22 protein-coding genes are annotated in these 24,772 nt (G+C 36.0%); 13 read left to right on the plus strand and 9 right to left on the minus strand.

Annotated features, from left to right (window positions below; translation table 11 throughout):
* Positions 1 to 94: 94 nt before the first annotated feature.
* The 3 genes from hemN to OL225_RS11415 form a co-directional block, all read right to left on the minus strand.
* Positions 95 to 1,453 (minus strand): oxygen-independent coproporphyrinogen III oxidase, encoded by a 1,359-nt coding sequence (gene hemN, locus OL225_RS11405; RefSeq protein ID WP_264518332.1) that lies wholly within the window; start codon positions 1,451 to 1,453, stop codon positions 95 to 97.
* A 177-nt stretch (positions 1,454 to 1,630) separates the two neighbouring features.
* Positions 1,631 to 2,644 (minus strand): WD40/YVTN/BNR-like repeat-containing protein, encoded by a 1,014-nt coding sequence (locus OL225_RS11410; protein WP_047376782.1) that lies wholly within the window; start codon positions 2,642 to 2,644, stop codon positions 1,631 to 1,633.
* Positions 2,645 to 2,697: 53 nt separating this feature from the next.
* Entirely contained in the window at positions 2,698 to 4,215 is a 1,518-nt protein-coding gene (locus tag OL225_RS11415) for an amino acid permease (RefSeq protein WP_047376783.1), read from the minus strand.
* A gap of 165 nt (positions 4,216 to 4,380) precedes the next feature.
* On the opposite strand from OL225_RS11415, the gene pnuC reads away from it, so the two are divergent.
* From pnuC to OL225_RS11445, 6 genes are all read left to right on the plus strand, one after another.
* The gene (gene pnuC, locus OL225_RS11420) at positions 4,381 to 5,052 is read left to right on the plus strand and encodes a nicotinamide riboside transporter PnuC (protein ID WP_264518333.1); all 672 of its coding nucleotides are present in this window, start codon (positions 4,381 to 4,383) and stop codon (positions 5,050 to 5,052) included.
* Between the two features lie 4 nt (positions 5,053 to 5,056).
* Positions 5,057 to 5,713 carry a hypothetical protein gene (locus OL225_RS11425; protein WP_264518334.1) on the plus strand — a complete coding sequence of 219 codons (657 nt, stop codon included), beginning with the start codon at positions 5,057 to 5,059 and terminating at the stop codon, positions 5,711 to 5,713.
* An 89-nt stretch (positions 5,714 to 5,802) separates the two neighbouring features.
* A complete protein-coding gene (gene dapF, locus OL225_RS11430; RefSeq protein WP_264518335.1) occupies positions 5,803 to 6,570 on the plus strand; it encodes a diaminopimelate epimerase in 768 nt (255 codons plus the stop codon).
* Positions 6,571 to 6,602: 32 nt separating this feature from the next.
* Positions 6,603 to 7,628 (plus strand): endolytic transglycosylase MltG, encoded by a 1,026-nt coding sequence (mltG, locus tag OL225_RS11435; protein WP_264518336.1) that lies wholly within the window; start codon positions 6,603 to 6,605, stop codon positions 7,626 to 7,628.
* A 133-nt stretch (positions 7,629 to 7,761) separates the two neighbouring features.
* On the plus strand, positions 7,762 to 10,371 hold the full coding sequence (locus tag OL225_RS11440; protein ID WP_264518337.1) for a TonB-dependent receptor domain-containing protein: 2,610 nt from the start codon (positions 7,762 to 7,764) through the stop codon (positions 10,369 to 10,371).
* Between the two features lie 115 nt (positions 10,372 to 10,486).
* Positions 10,487 to 11,479: an alpha/beta fold hydrolase gene (locus OL225_RS11445; protein ID WP_264518338.1), complete on the plus strand. Its 993-nt coding sequence runs from the start codon at positions 10,487 to 10,489 to the stop codon at positions 11,477 to 11,479.
* A gap of 118 nt (positions 11,480 to 11,597) precedes the next feature.
* On the opposite strand, the gene OL225_RS11450 is transcribed toward OL225_RS11445, so the two are convergent.
* From OL225_RS11450 to OL225_RS11465, 4 genes are all read right to left on the minus strand, one after another.
* Positions 11,598 to 12,050 carry an adenylyltransferase/cytidyltransferase family protein gene (locus tag OL225_RS11450; RefSeq protein WP_047423355.1) on the minus strand — a complete coding sequence of 151 codons (453 nt, stop codon included), beginning with the start codon at positions 12,048 to 12,050 and terminating at the stop codon, positions 11,598 to 11,600.
* Positions 12,051 to 12,203: 153 nt separating this feature from the next.
* Entirely contained in the window at positions 12,204 to 13,226 is a 1,023-nt protein-coding gene (gene galE, locus OL225_RS11455) for a UDP-glucose 4-epimerase GalE (protein WP_264518339.1), read from the minus strand.
* A 9-nt stretch (positions 13,227 to 13,235) separates the two neighbouring features.
* Entirely contained in the window at positions 13,236 to 13,679 is a 444-nt protein-coding gene (locus OL225_RS11460; protein ID WP_264518340.1) for a hypothetical protein, read from the minus strand.
* 2 nt (positions 13,680 to 13,681) lie between these two features.
* Complete coding sequence (locus OL225_RS11465) at positions 13,682 to 14,806, minus strand: DegT/DnrJ/EryC1/StrS family aminotransferase (RefSeq protein ID WP_047423358.1); 1,125 nt, start codon at positions 14,804 to 14,806, stop codon at positions 13,682 to 13,684.
* Between the two features lie 88 nt (positions 14,807 to 14,894).
* Between OL225_RS11465 and OL225_RS11470 the strand changes: the two genes are divergently transcribed.
* Positions 14,895 to 16,496 (plus strand): S8/S53 family peptidase, encoded by a 1,602-nt coding sequence (locus OL225_RS11470; RefSeq protein WP_264518341.1) that lies wholly within the window; start codon positions 14,895 to 14,897, stop codon positions 16,494 to 16,496.
* Positions 16,497 to 16,713: 217 nt separating this feature from the next.
* Here OL225_RS11470 and OL225_RS11475 read toward each other — a convergent pair whose 3' ends face one another.
* On the minus strand, positions 16,714 to 19,248 hold the full coding sequence (locus OL225_RS11475; RefSeq protein ID WP_264518342.1) for a phosphoenolpyruvate carboxylase: 2,535 nt from the start codon (positions 19,246 to 19,248) through the stop codon (positions 16,714 to 16,716).
* A 129-nt stretch (positions 19,249 to 19,377) separates the two neighbouring features.
* On the opposite strand from OL225_RS11475, the gene OL225_RS11480 reads away from it, so the two are divergent.
* From OL225_RS11480 to OL225_RS11500, 5 genes are all read left to right on the plus strand, one after another.
* Positions 19,378 to 20,097, plus strand: a complete 720-nt coding sequence (locus OL225_RS11480; protein WP_264518343.1) for a hypothetical protein — start codon at positions 19,378 to 19,380, stop codon at positions 20,095 to 20,097.
* Positions 20,098 to 20,180: 83 nt separating this feature from the next.
* Positions 20,181 to 20,747, plus strand: a complete 567-nt coding sequence (locus OL225_RS11485; RefSeq protein ID WP_047376797.1) for a Crp/Fnr family transcriptional regulator — start codon at positions 20,181 to 20,183, stop codon at positions 20,745 to 20,747.
* Positions 20,748 to 20,803: 56 nt separating this feature from the next.
* Entirely contained in the window at positions 20,804 to 21,385 is a 582-nt protein-coding gene (gene def / locus OL225_RS11490; protein ID WP_264518344.1) for a peptide deformylase, read from the plus strand.
* A gap of 53 nt (positions 21,386 to 21,438) precedes the next feature.
* On the plus strand, positions 21,439 to 21,843 hold the full coding sequence (locus tag OL225_RS11495) for a hypothetical protein (protein WP_264518345.1): 405 nt from the start codon (positions 21,439 to 21,441) through the stop codon (positions 21,841 to 21,843).
* A 35-nt stretch (positions 21,844 to 21,878) separates the two neighbouring features.
* Positions 21,879 to 22,484 (plus strand): hypothetical protein, encoded by a 606-nt coding sequence (locus OL225_RS11500; protein ID WP_047376800.1) that lies wholly within the window; start codon positions 21,879 to 21,881, stop codon positions 22,482 to 22,484.
* Between the two features lie 251 nt (positions 22,485 to 22,735).
* On the opposite strand, the gene lpdA is transcribed toward OL225_RS11500, so the two are convergent.
* The gene (lpdA, locus tag OL225_RS11505) at positions 22,736 to 24,136 is read right to left on the minus strand and encodes a dihydrolipoyl dehydrogenase (protein WP_264518346.1); all 1,401 of its coding nucleotides are present in this window, start codon (positions 24,134 to 24,136) and stop codon (positions 22,736 to 22,738) included.
* Positions 24,137 to 24,235: 99 nt separating this feature from the next.
* Here lpdA and OL225_RS11510 point away from each other — a divergent pair, with 99 nt between their 5' ends.
* The gene (locus tag OL225_RS11510; protein WP_047376802.1) at positions 24,236 to 24,643 is read left to right on the plus strand and encodes a winged helix-turn-helix transcriptional regulator; all 408 of its coding nucleotides are present in this window, start codon (positions 24,236 to 24,238) and stop codon (positions 24,641 to 24,643) included.
* The last annotated feature ends 129 nt before the right edge of the window (positions 24,644 to 24,772 follow it).

Genomic DNA, 24,772 nt, shown 5'->3' on the forward strand with positions numbered 1-24,772 from the left:
CAGTGATCGAACTACAAGTCGTAAGGGCAATAAAATACCTCAACTAAAATTTTAAAGCAATAAAAAAGCGGTTCAGATCTGAACCGCTTTTGTTTTATATTGTCATGGAGAAAATCCTTGTTTCGGGTTTATTTCTCATCATTCTCAGGTCAAAAACCATAGCTACATTTCTTGTGAAAGCTCTTCCGGCTTCTGTAATTTTCACTTCAGTTCCATTGATCTCCACCAATCCGTCATTTTCCATTTCTTCCAGCATTTCCAAAGCGTTTTCAAGCTCAGGGAAAGAATTATTGATATCAAAAGTTGTTTCAAGCTGGCACATCAGATTCAGAATATGTCTTCTTACAGTCAGATCTTCTTCACTCAGAACATGTCCTTTTACAACAGGAATTTCACCTTCTTCAACCATTTTCTGATATTCTTCCACGGTTTTTACATTCTGGGCAAAAGCATACCATGAATCTGAAATAGCAGACATACCAAGTCCTACCATCAGTTGGGTTTTGCTTGAAGTATATCCCATGAAATTTCTGTGAAGTTTTTTATGAATCAAAGACTGATACAGATCGTCATGCTCAAGAGAGAAATGATCCATTCCAACCTCGATATATCCTAAATCCTGAAGCAGTCTTTTACCATCTTCATACAAACGGCGTTTTTCTTCTCCGCTTGGAAGATCATTTTCATCAAAGCCTCTCTGTCCAACTCCTTTCACCCATGGAACATGTGCATAAGAATAGAAAGCAAGTCTGTCCGGCTTCAGTTCCATTGTTTTTCTGATCGTATGCTCCATCGCTTCCCAGTTCTGATGTGGAAGTCCAAACACAAGATCATGGCTGATTCCTCTGTACCCGATTTCCTTTGCCCATTCTGTAACATTTTTCACATTTTCAAAGGGCTGGATTCTGTTGATTGCTTTCTGAACTTTAGGATCATAATCCTGAACTCCAAAGCTTACTCTTCTGAAGCCAAGGTCATATAAAGTCTGAAGATGTTCTTTCGTTGTATTGTTAGGATGTCCTTCAAAAGAAAATTCCGGATGTTCCGCAATGTCTACTGTTGAAAAAATTCCTTCCAATAATGTTTTTAAGTTCTCAGGAGAGAAAAACGTAGGAGTACCACCCCCTAAGTGTAATTCTTTCAGTTTAGGTTTTTCGTTGAAAAGGTCCAGATAAAGTTTCCACTCTTTCAAAACACTTTCCAGATAAGGCACTTCAACACTGTGCTGTTTGGTAATACGTTTATGACATGCACAGAAGGTACACAAAGCCTCACAGAAAGGCAAATGGATATAAATAGAAATCCCCTCCTCTGCATTACTCTCATGAAAAGACCTGATTACAGTTTCCTTCCATTTTTCCGGTGAAAATGTTGATTCATCCCAATATGGAACGGTAGGATAAGAAGTGTAACGCGGTCCGGGAATATTATACTTATCTATTAAAGAGTTCATCTTGAAAATTAAAATTTTATAAGGGTATGAAATTTAACACCATTAAATTTCATCTTACAAAATTAACCATTAGTTATGAATTTTAACCTATGAATTATATTAGGTTCTATTTTATAATGAGTCTAAATACGTATGATCAGCCTTTTGGCAGATAGTGATAAATTCTATATCTTATATTTAAAATTTTAATTTCATTACTGCAATTCTGCTATTCCCTGCAAGCGCCACATGATTACCATCTATCCATTGGCAGACGAAGAAACCTTTTTCATCAGAAATTTTTTTCCATGTCTTTCCAAAATCTGAAGAATAACTGATGTGCTTGTCTCCTACTGCAATGATTTCTTTTCCTTTTGATCCGGGCTTAATTTTTACACAGGTTGTATATCCTGCATTCTGTCCTGAAGCCTGAATCTGCCAGGTTTCTCCGCCATCATTAGTGGTTGCAATATTATTGATATTGGCATCCTGCTTTGTATAATCCCCTCCTGCTGCAATCCCGAAATGATCGTCAAAAAAATCAATAGAATACATTCCCTGAGAAGATTCTCCCTGTACAACTGGTGTATTGAAAATTTCAAACTTTTCATCTTTCAGATTCATTCTTAAAATTCGTGAAGCTTTTCCTCCTGTCGCTATCCAAAGGTATTTTTTAGATGATGAAATATTAGTATTACTGGCGGCAAATGCAGCCTCACCCTCGTTTAATTTTACATTATTTTTAAACATACTCCATTTACCCTCTTTGTATATGGCCAGCTTCAGCATCTGATCTTTATCTGCATCGCTGAAAGTATAGGCTATTTTATCGTTAACAAAATGCAGAGCATCATAAAAAGCAGTTTTTGCTGTATCTTTAAAAACAACCTGTGATTTCAGATCTTTTTTATCTATTTTAAAAAAACGTCCGGGGCTTTCAATATTGATGGCGTAGAAAGAAGTTTTGTCCTGAGCTAATGTTCTGAATTGAAGTTTCTCTTCAGATAGTTTGATCTGTTTCTGATTTTTAAAATCTTTTAGATCTACAAACCCGAATTTGGAATCTGTACCGCTATACCAGACCTTGTTGTTGTATAATTCAAGAGCTCTGATACTGATTTTATCATTAAGAACGGTTTCAAAGCTTTCCACTTGCTGGGAAAACGCTGTAAACCCGATAGACAAACATAAAATGGAAAAAATATTTTTCATATTATAGAATTATAGGAAGATAAAAAAAACCGCCGAAGCGGTTTATATTGTTATTATTCTGCGTCCTGATATTTTTCAGGATTATTAAGTTTACTATTTGATTTTCCATAAAGGAAATAGACTAAACCTCCTAAGAACAACCATACGGCAGAAAGTTCCAATGCATGGGCACTTAAGTTAAATATCAAATAAATATTGATAAATACTCCCAATGCTACCACTATTTTGTAAGCCGGAACTTTGAAAGGTCTGATTAAATTAGGTTCTTTTTTTCTCATCACCCAAACGGCAATACAAACCAGTGTAAATGCAAACAGGGTTCCGAAACTTGTCATATCTGCCAATGTTGAAATTGGCGTAAATGCTGCGATCAGTGCCACTACAATTCCTAACAAGATAATTCCTTTGTAAGGTGTTTTTGTTTTTGGATGAAGCTGACCGAAGAATCCGGGAATCAATCCGTCTTTTGCCATCCCGATGAAAATTCTTGACTGCCCCATCATCATTACCATTACTACGGAAATTAATCCTACAGTAGCAGCGATTGTTACTACATTACTAGCCCAGTGTTTCCCTGCAATTTCAAAAGCATAAGCTACAGGGGCTTTAATGGCATCAGGATATTTTCCTTCCGGATTAAAGTCTGTATAATGCATCATACCCGTTAATACCAACGATACACAAATGTAAAGCGCTGTACACACCAATAATGAGGCAATAATTGCAAAAGGAACATCTTTTTTAGGATTAATAGCTTCTCCAGCCTGTGTAGAAACAGCATCAAAGCCAATATAAGCAAAGAAAATAGCTGCTGCTCCGGAAATAATTCCTTTAATCCCATAGGCAGAAACCAAATCTCCTTCAGAATTTTTGATCTGTACCTGATCCGGAATAAAAGGTTTCCAGTTTTTAACACCATCTACAGCGTTGTAAAGATCAGTATTAGAAAAAATAATATAGACTCCTGCAATAATTACAAAGATAACGGCAGAAGTTTTCATCAAAACAATCAGGTTATTAGCCCCTGCTGCTTCTTTAGTACCTTTTACCAATAATGCAGTAATTAAAAGAACAAGAATAAATGCCGGCAGGTTCATTGAAAAACCATCTCCTGTATAACTGGCAGGATCTGATGTAAGATAGGCCGGTAAATGAATATTAAAGATTTTCAAAAATTTGTTAAAATATCCGGACCAACTCACGGAAACTGCCATACTCGCCATGGCATATTCGAGGATGAGACACCACCCCATGGCCCATGCAAAAATTTCTCCTACCGTTCCGTATGCATAGGCATAAGCTGAACCTTCTACAGGAATAATGGATGCAAATTCTGCATAGCATAATGCAGCAAAAACGCAGGCAATACCTGCTATGATGAAGGAAATGGCAAGTGCTGGTCCTGCGTGATAATAGGCTCCTGTTCCGGTAAGAACAAAGATTCCACCACCAATGATAGCACCCACTCCAATTGCTGTTAAACTCCATTTTCCAAGGACTTTCTTCAGCTCACTTTTCTTCATATCTGCCTCATAGGCACTTAGTGGCTTTTTAACCCAAATTTTCGACATGTTTTTTTATTTATTAAGGATTTACGAAAATATAAAAAATTTAGGAACTCCCACGTTTATCGTTAAACTTTCCTTATTTATTTTACATTAAAGCCCTTAAAAACCTGAACAACATATTATATAATCCATTTTAAAAAGTCTATTTTTTTGCTTATTTTTGATTACATGAATTTATATGATCTTTTTGTAAAGCCTTATGAAAGCTATGATTCTTTACAAATTACGTTAGAAGCATCAGGTGCTGTTTTCGGAATACTGAGCGTATTTTTTTCCATTAAGAAAAATATATGGGTATACCCTACCGGCATTATTTCAACCCTAATTTATGTATACCTCCTTTTCAATGCCGGGCTGCTAGGAGACTGCATGATTAATGTCTATTATACCGTCATGAGTATTTATGGCTGGGTTCTGTGGGCAAGAAATTCTGAAGATCATGTTCATGTAGAAGTTACATGGGCTACCCGAAAAGAATGGATATATGCAAGTATTCTTTTCATACTAAGTCTGGCACTTGTTACTCTTATTTATTATTATAAACCTTATATTGATAATCAGTTTTCTATGGAAGGAACCAGTTTAGGATTGTATCATCTGGACTGGGCAAATTGGATGGATATTTTTACAACTTCAATATTTTTAGTAGGAATGTGGTTTATGGCCAAACAGCGCATTGAGAACTGGATTTTCTGGATTATCGGAGATATTATCTGTATCCCTATGATGATTTTTAAGGGACTTGGAATCACTTCGGTTCAATATTTGGTATTTACTATAATGGCTATCTTAGGATACCTTAATTGGAAAAAAAGTTTTAAAGAAAAAAAAGTACAATAAAGTCATGAAAAATTTATTTAAAATAGCAGTCAGTATTTTTGCTATTACCAGTCTAACATCTTGTTTAGCATATACCGACGGATACGGAAGCAATAATGGTGGTTATGGATATGGTGATCCTTATTATAACAACGGGTATTACTATGCACCTTCCGGATATTACGGAAGCGGCGGATATTATGGTAATGACGGCTATTATTACAGAAATAATGTTAATTACTACTATGATAATGGAATTCCTTATTACTATGACAGTTATAATAACTCCAGAAGAAAAGTCTATGTAGAAAGAAGATCTTCTTCTTCTTCAAGACCTCAAAACGGATTCCAGAATACACGTACAACGAATAGTAACGGTTCATACAATAATAACGGAGGCTTCAATAATAATAGAAACTCCAATAGTAACAGTGGATTCAGAAACCAGAATAATGGTTATCAGAACAACCAGGGAAACCAAAACAACAGCGGATTCAGAAACCAAAGCAGTGGTAACCAGAATAGCCAAGGTACCCAAAATAACAGTGGGTTCAGAAACCAAAACAGTGGTAGTCAAAACAGCGTCAGATCAGAATCTTCCGGTGGTGGATTCAGAAACAGCTCAAGCAGCCAAAGCACTAGTTCAAGCAGACAGCAGAGCGGCGGAGGCGGCTTTAGATAAAACGATTATAAATAAGAAAACGAACAGTTAACACTGTTCGTTTTTCATTTTAAATATATTAATTTTGCTTCTTCATTTAACAAAAAAATATGGAATTTTATAAATATCAGGGAACAGGGAATGATTTCGTAATGGTAGACAACCGTGATCTGCAATTTACTAAAGACAAAGGTATTATTGAAAAACTATGTGACAGACGTTTTGGGATAGGTGCGGATGGTCTTATTCTGCTGGAAAACGATCCAAACTATGACTTCAAAATGGTGTACTACAATTCTGACGGAGGAGAAAGTACCATGTGTGGAAACGGAGGAAGATGTCTTGTCGCTTTTGCTTTTTTCCTTGACATCTTTGAAGATAAATGCAAATTTATTGCAACAGACGGAGAGCATGAAGCTGAAATCCATAACGGGATTATTAAATTGAAAATGATTAATGTGGACACCATTTCACAAGATGGGAATGACTTTGTTCTGAATACAGGATCTCCACATTATGTAAAATATGTAGAAAATCTTCCGGACTATAATGTGTATGCTGAAGGAAACGGGATCAGAAATTCGGAAAACTATAAAGAAAAAGGAATCAATGTAAACTTTGTAGAAAAAATTTCTGATGATGAGATTTTTGTAAGAACCTATGAACGAGGCGTTGAGGACGAAACTTACAGTTGCGGAACAGGAGTTACAGCTTCTGCTTTAACTTTTCTTCAAAAACATAATCTAACCTCTGTAAAAGTTAAAACTTTAGGCGGAAATCTTAAAGTACATGCTGAAAAAAGCGGAGATACATTCCAGAACATTTGGCTGGAAGGTCCTGCAAAGCAAGTTTTTAGAGGTAAAACAGATCTTCTTTAAAAACAAAAAACTTTTAATCAACATTTATAAGAATGAAAAAAGCTATTCTCATTATCATTCTGCTGGTTTTTGTAGCTGCAGGATTTTTTGGTTTGAGATTTTATAATAAATATTTAGGAAATAACGTAGAAAAAGACGGCTATGTTCTGATTCCTCATAGAGCAGGTTTTAAACAGATCCTCGACTCTATTGCTCCTTATATTAAAGACAGGGAATCTTTTGAAGCTGTAGCTAAAGAGAAAGGTCTTGATGCTAATTTTAAAGCAGGACGTTATCATATCCAGAGCGGAACAGGAAATAAGAACCTTGTCAATATGATCAAAGCAGGTAACCAAACAGCAAACTCTTACAGAATCGGGGATTTTGGAGATATGTATCAGATGATCGGTAAGGTGACCAAAAAAACAGAAATTGATTCGTTACATTTTATCAATGATCTGGATGCTGTGGCACAGGAGAAAGGCTATAAAAATGTTGAGGATTTAAAAAAATATTTCTTCATTGATACTTATAATTTCTTCTGGACTGTAAGCCCAAGAGAATTTTTTGCAAAGTTTGAAAATCAGTATAATGATTTCTGGACGAGTGAAAGAAAAAACAAAGAGCAACAGTCTGGCCTTACAAGAGATCAGATCTATGCATTGGCTTCTATTGTTTATAAAGAATCCGGAGGAAAAAAAGATGAGATGAAAACGATTGCCGGATTATATTTAAACCGTTACAGAAAAGGGATGAAACTTCAGTCTGACCCTACTGTGATTTATGCAATCAATAAGCAGACTAATTTTAAAGAATCTATTAAAAGAGTATTATATAAGCATTTGTCTACACCATCACCTTACAACACTTATGCAAATGCAGGTATTCCTCCGGGACCGATCTGTGTAGTGGATAAGAATTCGATTGATGCTGTTTTAAATGCTGAAAACAACAATTATATATTTATGTGTGCTGATCCGGCAAGATTTGGATACCATAAGTTTACGGCAAGTGCTGAAGAACATGCTGTGAATGCAAAGGCCTACCAGGACTGGCTCAACTCAAAAAATATAAAATAAGTTTAGAAAGCACCTAAAAATTTATACAGCTAGAAAAATAATAAACAATCATAATATTTTGAAGATCAAATTGATATGGATATTCAAAATGTTAGGGGTTATACTTTCACGATTTTATACAAAAAAATAACCTATGAAGAATAAGACAGAAATTGTCAATATTTTCACCAGAAAAACTTTAGGACTTACGTTAGTACTTTCAGCGGCGGCGATGGCTTTTGCACAGGAGAAGGCTGGAGTTTCAGGGACTATTGTCAACAAAAAAAACCAACCGGTTCCTTATGCCTCTGTAACTTTCAGTAATAAAGTGAATAAAGCATTAAGTGATGCTGTACTGACCGATGAAAAGGGACAGTATAAACTTGAGCTTGTGCCGGGAGATTATGATATCACGGTAGAAGCTATTGATTACAAAAAAAATGTAATCAGTAAAAATATTGCAATAGCAGGTAATATCGGGGCGTTATCTTTAGAGCCTGAAGCGACTACTACCATTGATGGAAAAACAAAAGAAATCCAGGGTGTTGTGATCACTGCTTCAGCAGCCAAACCTTATAAAGTAGAGCTTGATAAGAAAACATATGATCCTTCACAGGATATTGTAAGCAAAGGAGGAAGTCTTCAGGATGTATTGACCAATGTTCCTTCAGTTTCTGTAGATACGGATGGAACGGTTTCTATGAGAGGAAGTACCAATGTAAAGTTTCTGATCAACGGAAAGCCTTCTGCCCTTCTAGGAATAGATGATGGTGCCAATGCTTTACAAAGTATCCCGGCAGATCAGATTGAAAGAATTGAAGTGATTACCAACCCTTCTTCTAAATTTGAAGCAAGCGGAACTTCCGGTATTCTGAATATCATCCTTAAAAAGAACAAAAAAATCGGATTTAACGGTAGTGTTGTAGGGTCTTTAGGATATTTCCCGAGAACATCACTTAACACCAATCTGAGCTGGAGAAAAAATAACTGGACCTGGTTTGTAAACGGAGGCGGCGGCTACACGGAAAACAAAACTAAAAATAATTCGGAAACTACTTATCACAATATTACTTTTCCTAAGATCCTTCCTAATACGCAGCCTAATGATGTTCTTGAGCATCAGCTGCAAAACTCCACCAGCAAAACATATAACAAAAATTATAATGTAAGTGCAGGTTTTGTATATGATCTGTCTGACAAAACATCGATCAACGTAACAGGATTGGTGAGAACTTTTGAAGGAGACGGAAATGAACTTCTGCAGACTTATGACAGTTTTCACAGATTTTTCAAAGATTCATCAGATCCAAATGGGGTTGCCGGAACATGGCAATTATTAAACCCTTACGGACAAAGAGAATCTAAAACGATATTTAATAACCTTGCATTCCAGGGAGATATAGGTGTAGATCACAAATTTGATGATAATGGTCAGAATTTATCTGTATCATTAAGTTTACAGAGAAACAGAAGTAACAATAATGCAGACATTCTTGAAACCAATGACCTGGTTCCGGATATACAGGATATTACCAGAAGACATTCTGTAAGCAAAACGGTTATCGGGAAAGCAGATTACGAATTGCCAATAGGAGAAAAGTCTAAGATTGAAGCAGGATACAGATTGGATGTAAATGATAATACTTATAATAATTTTGTAAGCAGCACTTCCAATAATCCTTATATCCCGAACTATAATAACGATACAGATTACAGAGAGATCTTCAATGCCTTCTATTTACAGTTTAAAAGTAAAATCGGAGAAAAATTTGCTTATCAGCTTGGTTTGAGGGATGAACTTTCCAATGTAAAGATTAATTACATCAATCAAAACCCTAATGATCCGCAATTAAATAAAACAAAGAACTACAACAATTTATTTCCGAGTGTATTCTTAAGCTATGATGTATCTAAAAACAATCAGATTTTAGTTAATTATTCCCGTAGAATAGACAGACCAAGATCTTTCTTCATGGTTCCCTTCCCAAATTACAGCAACAGCCAGAATATTTTTGAAGGAAATATAGATCTTAACCCATCATATGTAGATTCATTTGAAGTAGGATATAATATTACAAGAAAAAAGTTTACTATTAACCCTACCTTATACTACAGGCACGCTACTGACGATACTAAAATGTTAGTCTACAGACCTGATGAAAATCTGGGCGTATTCTATACAAAACCTATCAACCTTGGAAATGACGACCGTTATGGTTTGGATCTTAACTTTACGTACGATCCTTTTGCATGGTTAAAAATAATGGGTAGCTTAGATATGTTCGGATATAAAACGAAAGGAATTGCTTATTATAATGCTCTTGATAAGAATAAGCAGAAGCAAACCCGCAGTATGGATTTTACCGGAGATGGTTTCTCTACCAGAGCACGTCTTAACACAACATTTAAACTGGATAAAACATTAAGTGTACAGTTACAGGGATTCTATAGAGGAGCTCAGAAATCTGCCAACCAAAATACTCAGGATATGTATGCTCTGAACCTTGGTGCTTCCAAAACGATCTGGAAAGGAGACGGAACAATTTCCTTCAATATTCAGGATATCTTCAATACGAGAAGCAGAGAAGTATTAAGTTTCAATGAGGATTATACACGAAGAAACTATATGCAGTGGCAGCCAAGACAGTTTTCTATTTCTTTAACCTATAGATTTAAGCAGGGTGAAAAAATAGATCAGCCTAAAAAGAAAAAGGATATCAATTCCAATGCTGCCGGAGACGACCAGCAAGGCGGTCCGATGTAATACAACAAAAATCCCGGAAAGTACTTTTCGGGATTTTTTATTAATGTTTTTTCTTTGGTATTGATATGTAAAATCGTAATCCATAAAATCATATCTTCATTGCTAAAAATAAGCGATGAAACCAATTCAAAGAATCCAGTTAATCCTACTCTTTTTTCCCATCTTTACATGGGCACAGACTCCTGACAAACAAAAATTAAAAGAATACATTATTCCGGATAAAGGAGATACAATCCGTTTTTATATCCATACATCAGATACTTTACCTAAGGAAAAAGTTTTTCTTTATCTGCAGGGCAGCGGTGATTTACCCATCGTCAATGGTGATGATACAGAACCTTGCTGTTTTAATAATTATCCAAAAAAATTAATGGCGGAGTTTCCAAAAGACTATGCATTTGTTTATATACAAAAAGTCGGACTTCCTTATTACACAAAAACTTTAAATAATTACACACCCTCCCCAGCATTCACACTTAGAAATAATGTACTGGACAGAGCTGAAGTAGCCAATAAAGTGATTAATTTCATAAAGAAAAGAATCTACCCCAATGCAAAAGCAATTGCTGTACTCGGGCACTCGGAAGGCAGTGACGTGGTAGCAAAGCTGGCTACTCTCAACAAAAACATCACCCACATTTGTTTTTCAGCAGGGAATGCAACCTCTCAGATATTTAACGATATACTCTTTATCAGAAGACAAATGCAGGAATCGAAACTAAGTGCCAGCCAGGCTCAGGATAAAATTGACGAATTGATGAGGGGATACAAACAGGTTTATCAAAATCCAGATTCTGTAAAAGACTATTTCAACGGCGACACTTACAAATGGAATACTGCTATCAACGAACCTCCAATAGAAAATCTATTAAAGTTAAAAATCCCGGTTTTAGTCACCATTGGAAGTCATGATGATAAGGTTCCGGTAGAAACGAGTGATTTAATTACCGCAGAATTCATCCGTCACAGAAAAACAAATCTGAAAAGCAAAGTTTATCTGAACTGCAATCATAATTTTGAAGAAATAAAAGAAGACGGAACCCAAATAAGCCATTGGAAAGAAATGTTTTTTGACTTTCTAAACCTTGTTGACAAAGATTTTAAATAGAAAATATAGTTAAAAAAAGTAATTTCCGGCGGCTTCCGGTAAAATTAAAAAACAGCTGTAAAGCTCTTGTTTACAACTGTTTTTTATTTATAATCTTTGATATACTTTGCCTGGAAATTTATTTTACAGGCTCAGCTTTTGAATCTTTTTCTTTTTCAGCTTCATAGATTCTTCTTCTCAGATCACTGGTGGAAAACCTATGGTCTCTTTTGTTGTAAAAGATCTCAATTCCTTTTTCTTCACAGTATTTCTTCCCTGTAAAGTCTTTGTCCATATAATCATCCCCAATGATCCTTACATCAATCACAAATGATTTTAAAATATCCAGCAGATCTTCTTCCGTATAATAAGGAATGATCTCATCCACAGCATTTACTGCTTTCAGCTGAATATACCTTTCAACGATAGTCTGGCTTGGCTTATTCTTGTTGGGACGATCGTGGGAAGGATCAATCTGTAGCCCAACGATTAAATAGTCACATACCGTTTTAGCTTCTTCAAGCATTTTGATATGCCCAGCGTGTAATAAGTCAAAGGAGGAAAATGTAATCCCTATTCTCTGTGTCTTCATATTAATTTTGAATTAAAAACTTCACTGAAATAAATGTTCTTTTAAATAAGGATAAAAGACAGAAGATTCAGGAAGACGTTTTGTAATTTGTTTATATAATTCGTTCTTTAATTATTCTTTCATATGGTCAGGAAAAATTCACAACCATTGAAACTATACGTTTCTTGTATTCAGATATTTCTGCCATTCCCAAACCGTTCTTAAAGATTCTTCCAGAGACGTTTCAGACTTCCAGTTGAGTTCTTTTTCAGCCTTTTCAGCGTTGGCATACGCAATAGTGATATCCCCTTCTCTTCTGGCGCAAATCTGATAAGGTACTTCTACATTATTAGCCTTTTCAAATGCTTTCACCACTTCCAGTACAGATGAACCTTTTCCTGTTCCCAGGTTATAGGTATCAATCACAGCTTCAGCCGAAGAGTCTTCCATCAGTTTCTTTAATGCTGCAACGTGTGCTTTTGCCAGGTCAACAACATAAATATAATCACGAACGGCTGTTCCGTCCTCTGTAGCATAATCATCTCCCCAGACATTCAGTTTCTCACGTACTCCTGAAGCTGTCTGCATCACATAAGGTACCAGGTTATTAGGAATTCCTATTGGTAGTTCTCCAAGTTTTGCAGAAGGATGTGCTCCAATCGGGTTAAAATATCTTAATAACGAAATTTTACGTTGATAGGCATTTGCAAAATCAATCAGGATCTGTTCTCCCATTTGTTTTGTCTTCCCATACACACTTTCAGGTACTTTCAGAGGGGTATTTTCATCAATCGGCATTACATCTGCCTGTCCGTATACTGTGCAGGATGAACTGAAAATAAAGTTAGAGATTTCTCTTGTCTTAAATTCCTGAAGAATATTGATTAATGAGAACAAATTATTCTCGTAATAGTCCACAGGTTTTATCTGGCTCTCTCCTACCGCTTTAGAAGCAGCAAAATTGATACAGCCATCAATCTGATGAGCATCAAAAACCTGAGTAAGAAGTTCTTTCCTTCTTAGATCAAAAGGATAAAAAGCCGGCTTTTTACCTGTAATTTCTTCTATATTTTTTAAAATAAATCTTTCCGTATTGGACAAATCATCTACAATAACTACTTCAAAGCCGCTATTGATAAGTTCTACCACCGTATGAGAACCAATATATCCAAGTCCTCCCGTAACAAGTATTGCCATTTTTATTTTTTAATCTTCGTGTTTTCCTATATTTTCTATTTCGCTTTTTGCCGGATTATGTTTTAAATAATTAATTAAAATTGCGGGTCCGATAACCAATACTGCTATTGTTACTAAAAGTGAATAAATAGACTTTGCTGAAGTCTCTCCCAACTTAGCATAAAAAGTAACCAACCCTGCAATCATTATTAAAAACATAGAGATATTAAGATACAAGAACATTCTTTTTGATTCTTTAAAAATACTTATAAAGGTCATAATTAATAATGTAAATATTATAAATGTTAATGAATAATAGGGTATTTCAAATCCAGTATATTCATCTTTTACTCTGTATCCTTTAAGCAGAATATTAATAACTACTGCTCCATAATAAATAATCCAAACAAGAACGAAAATAATTGTAAAAAAATAAGCGAACTTATGCTTTAATATTCTTTCTTCGTGAAGCATATCTATTTCATAAACTCAAGAACAGCATCCGTAATATACTTCAGTTGCTCTTCGTCTAATTCTGTATGCATTGGTAAAGAAATTACCTGATCCAACAGCTTATCTGTATTCACAAAGTCTGCATCATTACTTTCCTGGAAGTACGCTTTCTGCTTTCTTAGTGCTACCGGGTAATAGATCATTGCCGGGATTTCTTTTTCCGTTAAAAACTTCTGAAGTTCGTTACGTTTTCCGTTCAGAATTCTTAAAGTATACTGGTGGAATACGTGGGTAGAATTTTCAGCTCTTTTTGGAGTCAGAATATTTGGATTTCCTTCAAATGCTTCATCGTAAAAATCAGCTGCTCTTTTTCTTGCTTCGTTGTAAGAATCAAGGTGAGGAAGTTTTTTTCTTAAAACTGCAGCCTGAATACTATCCAGACGGGAGTTTACTCCTACCTCATCATGGTAATATCTTTCGTACATTCCATGGTTTACAATTCCTCTCAAACGGTGTGCTAATTCATCGTTATTGGTAAAAATAGCCCCACCATCTCCGTAGCATCCAAGGTTTTTTGAAGGGAAGAAAGAAGTTGTTCCTACTGTAGACATTGTTCCTGCCTGTTTTACAGTTCCGTCAGAGAATGTATATTCTGAACCGATTGCCTGAGCGTTGTCTTCAATAACATATAGATTGTGCTCTTCAGCAATTTTCAAAATTTCTTCCATATTGGCACACTGTCCGAAAATATGTACCGGAATGATCGCTTTTGTTCTCGGCGTAATGGCTTTTTTAATCTGTTCTGTAGAAATAGTAAATGTATCATAATCTACATCTACCAATACAGATTTTAGCTTAAGCAGGTGAATTACTTCTACCGTTGCCGCAAAAGTAAAATCAGCTGTGATGATCTCATCTCCTTCTTTCAGATCCAAAGCCATTAAGGCAATCTGTAATGCATCTGTACCATTGGCACATGGAATCACATGTTTTACTTCTAAATAAGACTCCAATTCATTCTGGAAAGACTTTACTTCAGGTCCGTTAATAAACGCTGCAGAGTCCATTACATTCAAAACGGCATTGTCTACATCATTCTTTATTTTGTAATACTGACTTTGCAAGTCAACCATCTGAATTTTTTTCATATAACAAATATTTCTGTAAAAATAAGGAATTTAATATCCTATCAAAAATTTTATTGATTTTGTTTTTATCTTTATACAAAATAATCTTATGAAAAAACTTTTACTCTTTTGTTTCCTAACGGGTTATCTTAATGTATCCGCCCAAACAGAACTTGTGTTTGTTTTCTTTACGGATAAGCCCAATAAAGCTGCGTTTTATGCAAATCCGCTTTCTGAACTCAGCCAGAAATCACTCAACAGGCGTACAGCGTTGGGAATTCCTCTCAACGATCAGGATGCCCCTATTGAACAGTCTTATCTTCAGAATCTTCAAAATTTAGGATTTACCGTTACAGATTATTCAAAATGGCTTAACGGAGCTGCCGTGAATGCTACTCCTGCTCAAAAAACACTGCTGCAGGCTCAGTCTTTTGTTTTATCCGTTGAAAGTTTTGCAAGAAACAGTTCAACTACTGTAAAAACATTACCTGTAAAATGGAAAGACGAGGCCAATGTCAATAAAACACTCACCACCTTTAATTACGGTTCTGGTGCCGGCCAAATTGATCAGGTCAATATCCGCCCGCTTCACCTGGCAGGTTATACCGGAACAGGGATTTCCATAGCAGTCATTGATGCCGGATTCCCAACGGTGAATACGGGAACTGCTTTTTCAAGATTATGGAACGGTAACCATATCAAAGCAGCCTATGATTTTGTTACCAAAACCGGAGATATTTATAATACAGCACTCAGTCCTCATGGTTCTGTTGTTTTAGGAGCTATTGGCGGGTATCTGGAAAACATATTTGTTGGCGCTGCTCCCGATGCCGATTTCTATCTCTACCGAAGTGAAAATGCCAATGTAGAAGTTCCTGAAGAAGAACTATACTGGATTGAAGCTGCTGAGGAAGCAGACAGAAAAGGGGTGGAAATCATAACCTCATCACTGGGATATAATGTTTTTGATGAGAGCCGTTACAATTATACGTATGCAAATATGAACGGAAGTACTTCTTTCATCGCCCGGGGAGCAGGTATTGCTGCTGAAAAAGGAATTTTTGTTCTTGCTGCTGCCGGAAATTCCGGACTTCAGCCATGGCATTATCTGATGACACCGTCTGACAATGCTAAAGTATTTTCTATCGGATCTGTAGATTCGGCCGGAAATGCATCCGGATTTTCTTCTTTCGGGCCAAACTCACTTGGAGTGGTAAAACCTGACGGAAGTACTCAGGGAACCGCTACAATCACAGTGTATGATAATGCTACTACAGTTGTGAACGGGACATCTATTGCCACTCCTATTGCTGCCGGTGGTGTGGCATGTCTTATTCAGGCATTTCCAACGATGAACAGGGAACAGATGAGAACAAAGCTAAGACAAACTGCTTCACTTTATCCTGCCCATTCAGATCAGACAGGATATGGTATTCTTAATTTCGGAAGTTTGTATAATCTCGTTCTGAATACATCTGAAATAGTAAAAAAAGAACAATTTTCTATATTCCCAAATCCTGTTAAAAACATCCTGAATATAGCATCAGAGCAGGAAGTTCTGTCTTTGGAAATTTATGATAACCTTGGAAGACTAATCAGAAAAAGTGACCATCAGAAATCTATAAAAGTGGAGGATTTTGCAAAAGGAACTTATTATCTGAAAATTCAGATGAAGGACAAAGTTTACTATGAGAAATTCTTAAAGGAATAATTTTTTTGTCTCTCGCAAATTACCTAGATTGAGCAGATTTATTACAACATAAACATCTGTGTGATCTGCGTAATCTGCGGGAGATATTCTTCTAACACAGCATACAATATGTTTTGGCTAAAGCCGATGGATTGGTTTAATAAAAAAAGAATGGGCTAAAGCCCATTCCTATTGATATATTGCTGTGCAATTTGTACAAAAAATGATATAAAATGGCTTATGCAGAGTTTCTGCTTGCATTAATATTCCCGAATAAAGAACGTGTTACCAGCTTTTCATAAGCTTCTTTATTTCCTTCTCCTTTCTGTATTTTCATCAGGGCATATTGTTGAATGCTTAATAACGGAAGTACAATCTTTTCACGGATCTTCACCGATTTTCTTGACAAAGGATCTTCTTCCTGAAGCATTTTGAAACCAGTGAGTTCCAGCATGATTTCTCTTGAAAGCTCATATTCATCAAAAAGAATATTCCAGAATGCACCAAACTTCAGATTGCTTTTAATATAATAAGTCAAAGGAAAATAGGACTTGTTCATACTCATCATGGAGTTCAATACTAAAGTTTTAAAGAAATCAGAACCTTTATACAGTTCCCTTACTTCTTCAAATCTTCCCTGTTCTTTCATCTTTTGCATGGCATATCCAAAACCAAAGAAACCAGGAACATTCTGTTTCAATTGTGACCATGAGCCTACAAACGGAATAGCCCTCAGATCTTCAAACTTCAGTTCACTTCCGTTTCCTCTTTTTGAGGGGCGACTTCCGATATTTGTTTTCCCGTAATATTCAAGGGTACTCATCTCTTGAAGGTATGGAACAAACATAGGATGGGCTTTTAAATCTGAATATTTTCCATAGCTGATATCTGCCAATTCGATAATCAAAGCTCTTTCCTTTTCGGTAAGCTCTTTTTTTGCATTTTTGAATACATCATTTTCCACTCCGGCCGTCAGAAGCTGTTCAAAGTTGTATTTTGCCTGCTCTTTATTTCCAAAAATACTGGTAATGGTCTGGCCCTGGATTGTAAGTTCAATCTTATTATTGGCAATAGTTTTTCCCTGAGAAGCGTAGAAATCGTGGGTTTTTCCTCCTCCTCTGGCTGGCGGTCCTCCTCTGCCATCGAAGAAAACAACTTTGATGTTATTCTGCTCGGAAAGCTTAGTCAATACTTCTTTTGCTTTATAAATTTCCCAGTTGGCTTTTAAATATCCACCATCTTTGGTTCCATCAGAAAATCCAAGCATAATGGTCTGCTGGTTTCCTCTTTTTTCCAGGTGCTTTTTATACACAGGATTGTGATACAGTTCATTCATCACATTCTCAGCGTTGGCAAGACCTTCCATCGTTTCAAAAAGCGGAACGATATCCATATTGATATCTTCGTCTTTATACCCGCAAATCTTAAAGAATGCATAAACATTCATCACATCTTTCACTGCATCGGAATTGGAAATAATATAACGGTTCATTCCTCTTAATCCGTTCAGATTCTGAATGTCCGTAACCTGTGAAACCGTTAACAATGTATCTTTCACAATGTCTTCAAAATCTTCAGCGTTTACTGTTTCTGAAATCTGAATCAACTGATTGAATTTATGCTCATTATCTGCATCTCCACTTCCATATACTTTTGAAAAAACCTCATCAATCACTTTCTGATGAATCCTGCTGTCCTGACGGATATCCAACGTTGCAAAGTGAGTTCCGAAGATCATTACACGATCTCTGAAGTTAGCCAGAAGATCTAAAAACAAGGAATTATGCTCATTCACTAATATTTTTTCTGCTTCTGCAGTTTTCTTTAAAATATCTTCAGCTGTAATATTTCTTCCATCAAAAATAGCAGCATACAGCTCTTCACTTAATTGGGTTAAAACTTCTGAAACTCCTCTAAAACTCAATCTTCTTCTGATGAATTTCAAATGGCTGTAATAGGACTTAAGAATGGCTGAACGAAGTTCTTCCGCTACTCTTTTCGTTACATCTGCTGTCACAAAAGGATTTCCGTCTCTATCTCCTCCCGGCCAGAATCCAAGCTGGATAATATCTTCATGAAGGTGAAAATACCCGTTTCCGAAAGTCTTTTTAATCTTCGTAAACAATTCGCCAATGGTATCATAATACACATATCTCAGGTATGAAATGATACTCAATGCTTCATCTATAGGGGTAGGTTTTTCTTTGTTTACAAATGGGGTCTTCCCCAGCTGCTGCAGAAGCATATCAATCTGCGTAACAGAGTCACTGGTAATAGCTCCTCTTAAGTCCTGAATAATCCTTTGTACTGAACTTGGATAAAACTGAGTAGGGTGCGCGGTAAATACAACCTTTACACTGAAATCTTTTAATTTTTCGCGTACTTTTTCAATTTTATGGTCCTGAAAAGAGCGTTCAAAAAGATTGGTTACGGTACCACTGTCACTTTCAGAGTGAAGATTCGGAAAAGCAGCATCTTCAATACTATCAAACAAAACTACCTGTCTTTCTATATACTGAATGATCTTGAAAAGCAGTTCGAGTTTCTGCTCCTCGGTCTGAAGATCGGTATGGTTTTTAAAAAATTCTTCGACGATGTTTTCGGGAGTTTTTCCTGCTTCATAGCCGGTTCTGCTTTCCTCGTAAAGAAACGGAAGCAGCATTCCTATATTCGTCATTTTATCATAAGGTAGGCTCATAAATAATGAATTGTAGATCTGGAACTTATTTTCCACGATCTGCCTGAATTTTTCTGCGCGTTGGTCGTGTATCATAATAACAAATGTAAGTGATTTTGGAATGAGTTGGGTTGACAAATGACAAAAAATTAAAGGATTAAAAGCAAAAACTATATTAATTTTTATTCAGTAATTACTTAGTTTTGAAAACTATTTAAACGAACCATGATCAAATTCAATTTTAACGCCAATGTGAATATTAAAACTAACGGAACCCAGCTTGACAAAAAGGGACTGAAAACTATTTTAATCATATTTGGAGTGTTTATGCTGGTCTTTGTTTTTTCAGCAATAACTTTTAGCTCTTTTGCTTTTGGCAGTATGGAATCAATGCAGGAAAGAGTTGATGAGTATAATAAGCAGGTAGATGTCATCCACTCATTACCGGTTCTTAAATGCACTGTTTATACAGACCAAACAATCTCAGCTCCTCTATCAGGAAAAGATGCGGCATTCTATCTGCTGCGTGTGGGCACCGTCAAACGAAACAAACGATATAAAGAAATTTACGAAAAATTCGATTACGTTATGGCAGCAGGCTATCCCAAAGGGGCTCAACTTTTAATCAATGGGCAACTATATCCTATTGATTTTAATAGGTGTATCATAAAAAATCCCGATCAAAGAAACATGCCTTTTGTTTACGAAACTTATACTACCAGCGATAAAACGCCTTACTATCTGCAAGATTATAAACCCAGGGGGACTCAAAAAATTTCTTTATTGAAAGATCAGCATCTCTGGATTCAGTCTTTTTTTGAGCCTGAAGGGCTAAACAATCTTCTTGTCAATGAATATATTTTCAAGAATGGTGATTCGGTTTATATCAAAGGGAAAATTGAGAATAATAGAATTGTTCCGTTTGTGGAACATATGCTCGACTAATTCTTTTCAGTATTCTTTTTGTTTAAAAGCAAATTCTGAAGCTTTAGCAGGATTTCGCTACCTTTGCAGGATAATTCAACCCAATGGGCTACATCAGAGAATATTACGAACAGATCGTCAAACTGCAGGAATCGGAATGGGCATTTATAGCAGGACATTTTCACAGAAAGGTTTTTACTAAAAATGAGATCATTACCCAGCAGGGTCATACGGAAAATCACTTATCTTTTATTGAATCGGGATTGGTAAGATTTTATATTCCTGATGATGAATATGGTTATACTTTCAGCTTCAGTTTTGAAAAAGAATTCAGCTGTGCGTATGACTCTTTTCTTACGCAAACTCCTTCTGAATATGAAATGCAGGCTTTGACAGAAACTGTAGTATGGCAGATTTCTTATGATGATCTTCAGAAAATTTACAGCCAGACCAATGTGGGTAACCATTTGGGACGTTTTGCTTCTGAAAAACTGTTTCTGGCTAAAAGCAAGAGAGAACTTTCTCTGCTAAAGCTTTCAGCAAAAGAACGTTATCTGAAATTATTTACCGAACAGCCGGAAATGATCAAGCGTGTTCCCTTAAAATATATCGCTTCATATATCGGAATTACACCACAGGCTTTAAGCCGAATCCGCAGACACATTAATTAACATAGGTTCATTGTATATCTTTTCTCTTCTGCAGAACTTTGCAGGAAAATGCAACAATGAATTTATCTATTCTGGCTTACGGCAATACTATTTTAAAACAAAAATGTTTACAGATCAAGGAAAACACTCCGGAAATACGGGAACTTGTAACGAATATGTGGATTACGATGGAAAATGCCAATGGCTGCGGCCTTGCCTCTCCCCAAATTGGAAAAATATTACAACTTTTCGTAGTTGACAGCCAGATCACTTATAAAAACCTGGATACAGAGGATCAGATTTTATATTTCGGGAAAGATGATAAAGGTATTAAAGAAACTTTTATCAATGCCAAAATCATCCACAGTTCAGAAGAAACCTGGGAAGATTATGAAGGCTGCCTGAGTATTCCCGGGCTATCTCAAAAGGTAAAAAGACCCTGGGAAATTACTATTGAGTATCTGGATCAGAGTTTCACAAAACATACTAAAACTTTTACAGGATTAACTGCCAGAATCATTCAGCATGAATATGATCATACTCTTGGAATTCTATATACAGACCATCTGAAACCTCTGACCAAAAAAATGATGGAATCTAAGCTTAAGAAAATTACTAATGGAAAAATTATGGTGGGATATCCAATGAAGTTTTTATAAATTTGATTATCGGACATCAATAATTAATTTCATTCTTACAACATCCATAATCCATGAAAAAAATATTTACTTTTTTACTCATAACATTATTGTTCATCTCTTGTGAAAAAGACTGTTATAATCCTCCTCTGCCAATAGTTTTTGAGTTTGTAAATTCCAACAACGAAAATCTTATTGCCAACGGGGCATTGACTACCTATTCAATTCTGGATGAAAACAATGTTAATGTACAATTAACCAAAACATCCGACAACAAGGTTATTGTAGAAAATGTAGGCGCCTATAATGGAACAAAAAATTATAAATTTTATTCCAATATTAAAAACCTTGATCTTTCAATAGAGTCCTCAGAATTTAAAGGAGCTTGCGATGGATATCAAATCAATAAACTGACTTTTACAGGGATAGATATTGAAGTAACTGATGAAAAAGGATATTATAAAATTGTATTGGAATAATTCTCTTTAAATTCGCACTGAAAAACACCTTCTCTATGAAAATCATCATCGCTTTTTCCCTGATCCTTTCCAATCTGCTTTTTGGCCAGATCAAGGTTCCTGATGATTATAAAAAAATCCCTGATATCCTTGATACGGTAGATTATCTCTACCCCTTCATTGTTCCTGACAAGGACTATGCCTACTGGCGGGTACTCAGCAATGATACTGATTATGAAAAAGCAGTGATCTATGAAAGCCAGGCTCCCGATTTTATGACCATCAATGAACCATTTCCAGAAAGAGGCTTTTTCCAGAAATGTATAGGCAACAACTGTTTTTCATACATTCTTGCATGCAAAAATGAAAGATCTGTTTATTTTTCCAATGAACAGCAGTTAAGAGATTTTATCGGAACGGTAGATAATCTTCCGGAAGCTATTTTGCTGGCAAAGACCTATGGTTATTCAGTTGATACGAGTAACCGTTTTACGGGCGCTTATAAAATTGAGGACCGTCATATTTCTATGTACCTTATGCAGTCTAAGGGCTGTCCGGTTGTGAAAGAGTCTTTTTTGGTTAAAATCAATAGAAAAACCGGAAAGTTGGAAGCGAAAAGTAATGGTATGTATGCAAAGGATGAGAACTGCACTTCTTTATAATTATTTTTTTGGTAAACGCTAAGACGCAAAATAGTTTCCTATGCTTCATATTTTAAGGCGCAAGGATTTTATCTGCGATAAAATTGATAATTTCATATTTTAAACCATTAAGATTTTTAAGATGATAAGAGCAGTTAAGGGAAATAGCTAAAGCTTTTTCAACGATATGCCTTATTTCTCCATCAACGATGAAGCTTAATTATTCTTATTTTCTTCGCAACTCTTAATGGTTTAATTTCTAATATATTCGTTTATATATTAATCGCTCCCTGTCCGGATGCCATCAGATAAGCTTCCTTTAAAGTTTCAGAATAGGTGGGATGGGCATAGGAAATACGGAACATATCTTCTGCCGTTACTTCATATTCCTGAGCAATAACACCCTGAGCAATCAGATCGGCAGCTCTGGCCCCAATGATGTGAACTCCCAGCACTTCTCCGTATTTCGGATCTACCAGAACTTTTGCAAAACCTTCCATATCCATGGAGGCCCGGGCCCTAGCGCTGGCAGAAAACGGGAATTTTCCAACGTTGTAAGCTATATTATTTTTTTTCAGGTATTCTTCGGTATATCCTACTGAAGCTACTTCAGGCCATGTATACACTACAGAAGGAATCCGGTTGTAATGAATGTGGCGCTTTTGTCCGTTAATGGTTTCTGCTACAAAGACACCTTCTTCTTCAGCTTTATGAGCCAGCATTGCCCCGCCAATCACATCTCCAATTGCATAGATATTGGAAGCTGATGTACGGTTATTTTCATCCACTTTAATAAACCCTCTCTCGTCAAGCTTTACGTCTGTATTTTCAAGACCGAGACCTTTTACGTAAGGACTTCTACCCACAGCAACCAAAATATACTCTGCTTCCAGCTCTCCTTCTGTTCCGTTTTTATCTTTAAAAAAGACCTGGGCTGAAGAACCTTTGTTTTCAGTTTTATAAACAGCCTGGTTAAGATGGATATCAATTCCTTCTTTTTTAAGGATTTTATGAAGGCTTTTTCCCAATTCATGGTCCATTGAAGCAATCAGGTGATCGGCATATTCCAGAATGGTGACTTTGGTCCCAATCCGGTTGAAAATAGAAGCCATTTCTACTCCAATGACTCCACCACCAATAATCACCATAGATTCAGGTTTTTCTGTTAGAGACAGTGCTTCCGTAGAGGTAATGATTCTTTTCTTATCAATTTCCACTCCGGAAATACTTGATGGTTTTGAACCTGTGGCAATGATATAATGCTGCACCGTAATTTCTTTTATTTCAGATCCGTTGACGATTTTCACAGTAGAATTATCAACAAAACCTGCAGTTCCTTTCAACCGGACAATTTTATTTTTATTCATTAAAAAATCGAGACCTCCGGTATTTTTGGAGACTACGTCTGCCTTTCTCCTGTACATTTGGGAAAAGTCAAGCTCTATCTTATCCAGTCTGATGCCATGTTCGTTGAATTTATGCTGTGCTTCTGTATAATGGTGGGTACTGTCCAATAAAGCTTTAGTCGGAATACAGCCCACATTGGTGCATGTTCCTCCCAGTGTATCATACTTCTCTATAATTACTGTTTTATATCCAAGCTGTGCGCTTCTTATCGCTGCTACATATCCACCAGGTCCGGAGCCAATTACGGCAATGTCATAATAATCCATTTGATTTATTAAGTTTTTATGATTAAATTTACTTGCAAAATAAAAGCAAAATTAAAACAAACACTTTCAATTTGCAAGTGTTATTTTAAAATTAACAATATGAGTAAAAAAAGATCAGACTGCCCGATCAGTTGCTCTCTGGAAATGTGGGGTGATAAATGGTCCCTGCTAATCATAAGAGACCTTATGCTGAAAAAGGAATGTACGTATGGCGACTTCCTCAAGGCAGATGAAAAAATTGCCACCAATATTCTTGCTTCCAGGCTTCAAAATCTTCTGGACAATGGGATTATTGATAAAAAAGACCATCCGGACAGCAAATTGAAAATTCTCTATTTTCTGACTCAAAAAGGCATCGATCTTATTCCGGTGATTGTTGAAATCAATCTTTGGGGAGACCAATACCTTACTATTCCTGATGACCGGAAAAAATTGCTGGAGGAGATTAAAAAGGATAAGGAAAATTTTATCAAAAGAGCTAAAGCCTATCTTTCATCTGAGGCTTAATAGACTTCAAAGGGAAATATAATTCATGGTTTCAGAACCTTTAACGGTAATAGCTTTCATAAAATATAATAATAGCAATTTTAAAAGTTCGTTAACTCAATTTTCCTTTTTCATTCCGTAAATTTGGGT

The sequence above is a fragment of the Chryseobacterium viscerum genome, from assembly GCF_025949665.1.
Taxonomy (GTDB): Bacteria; Bacteroidota; Bacteroidia; order Flavobacteriales; family Weeksellaceae; genus Chryseobacterium; species Chryseobacterium viscerum_A.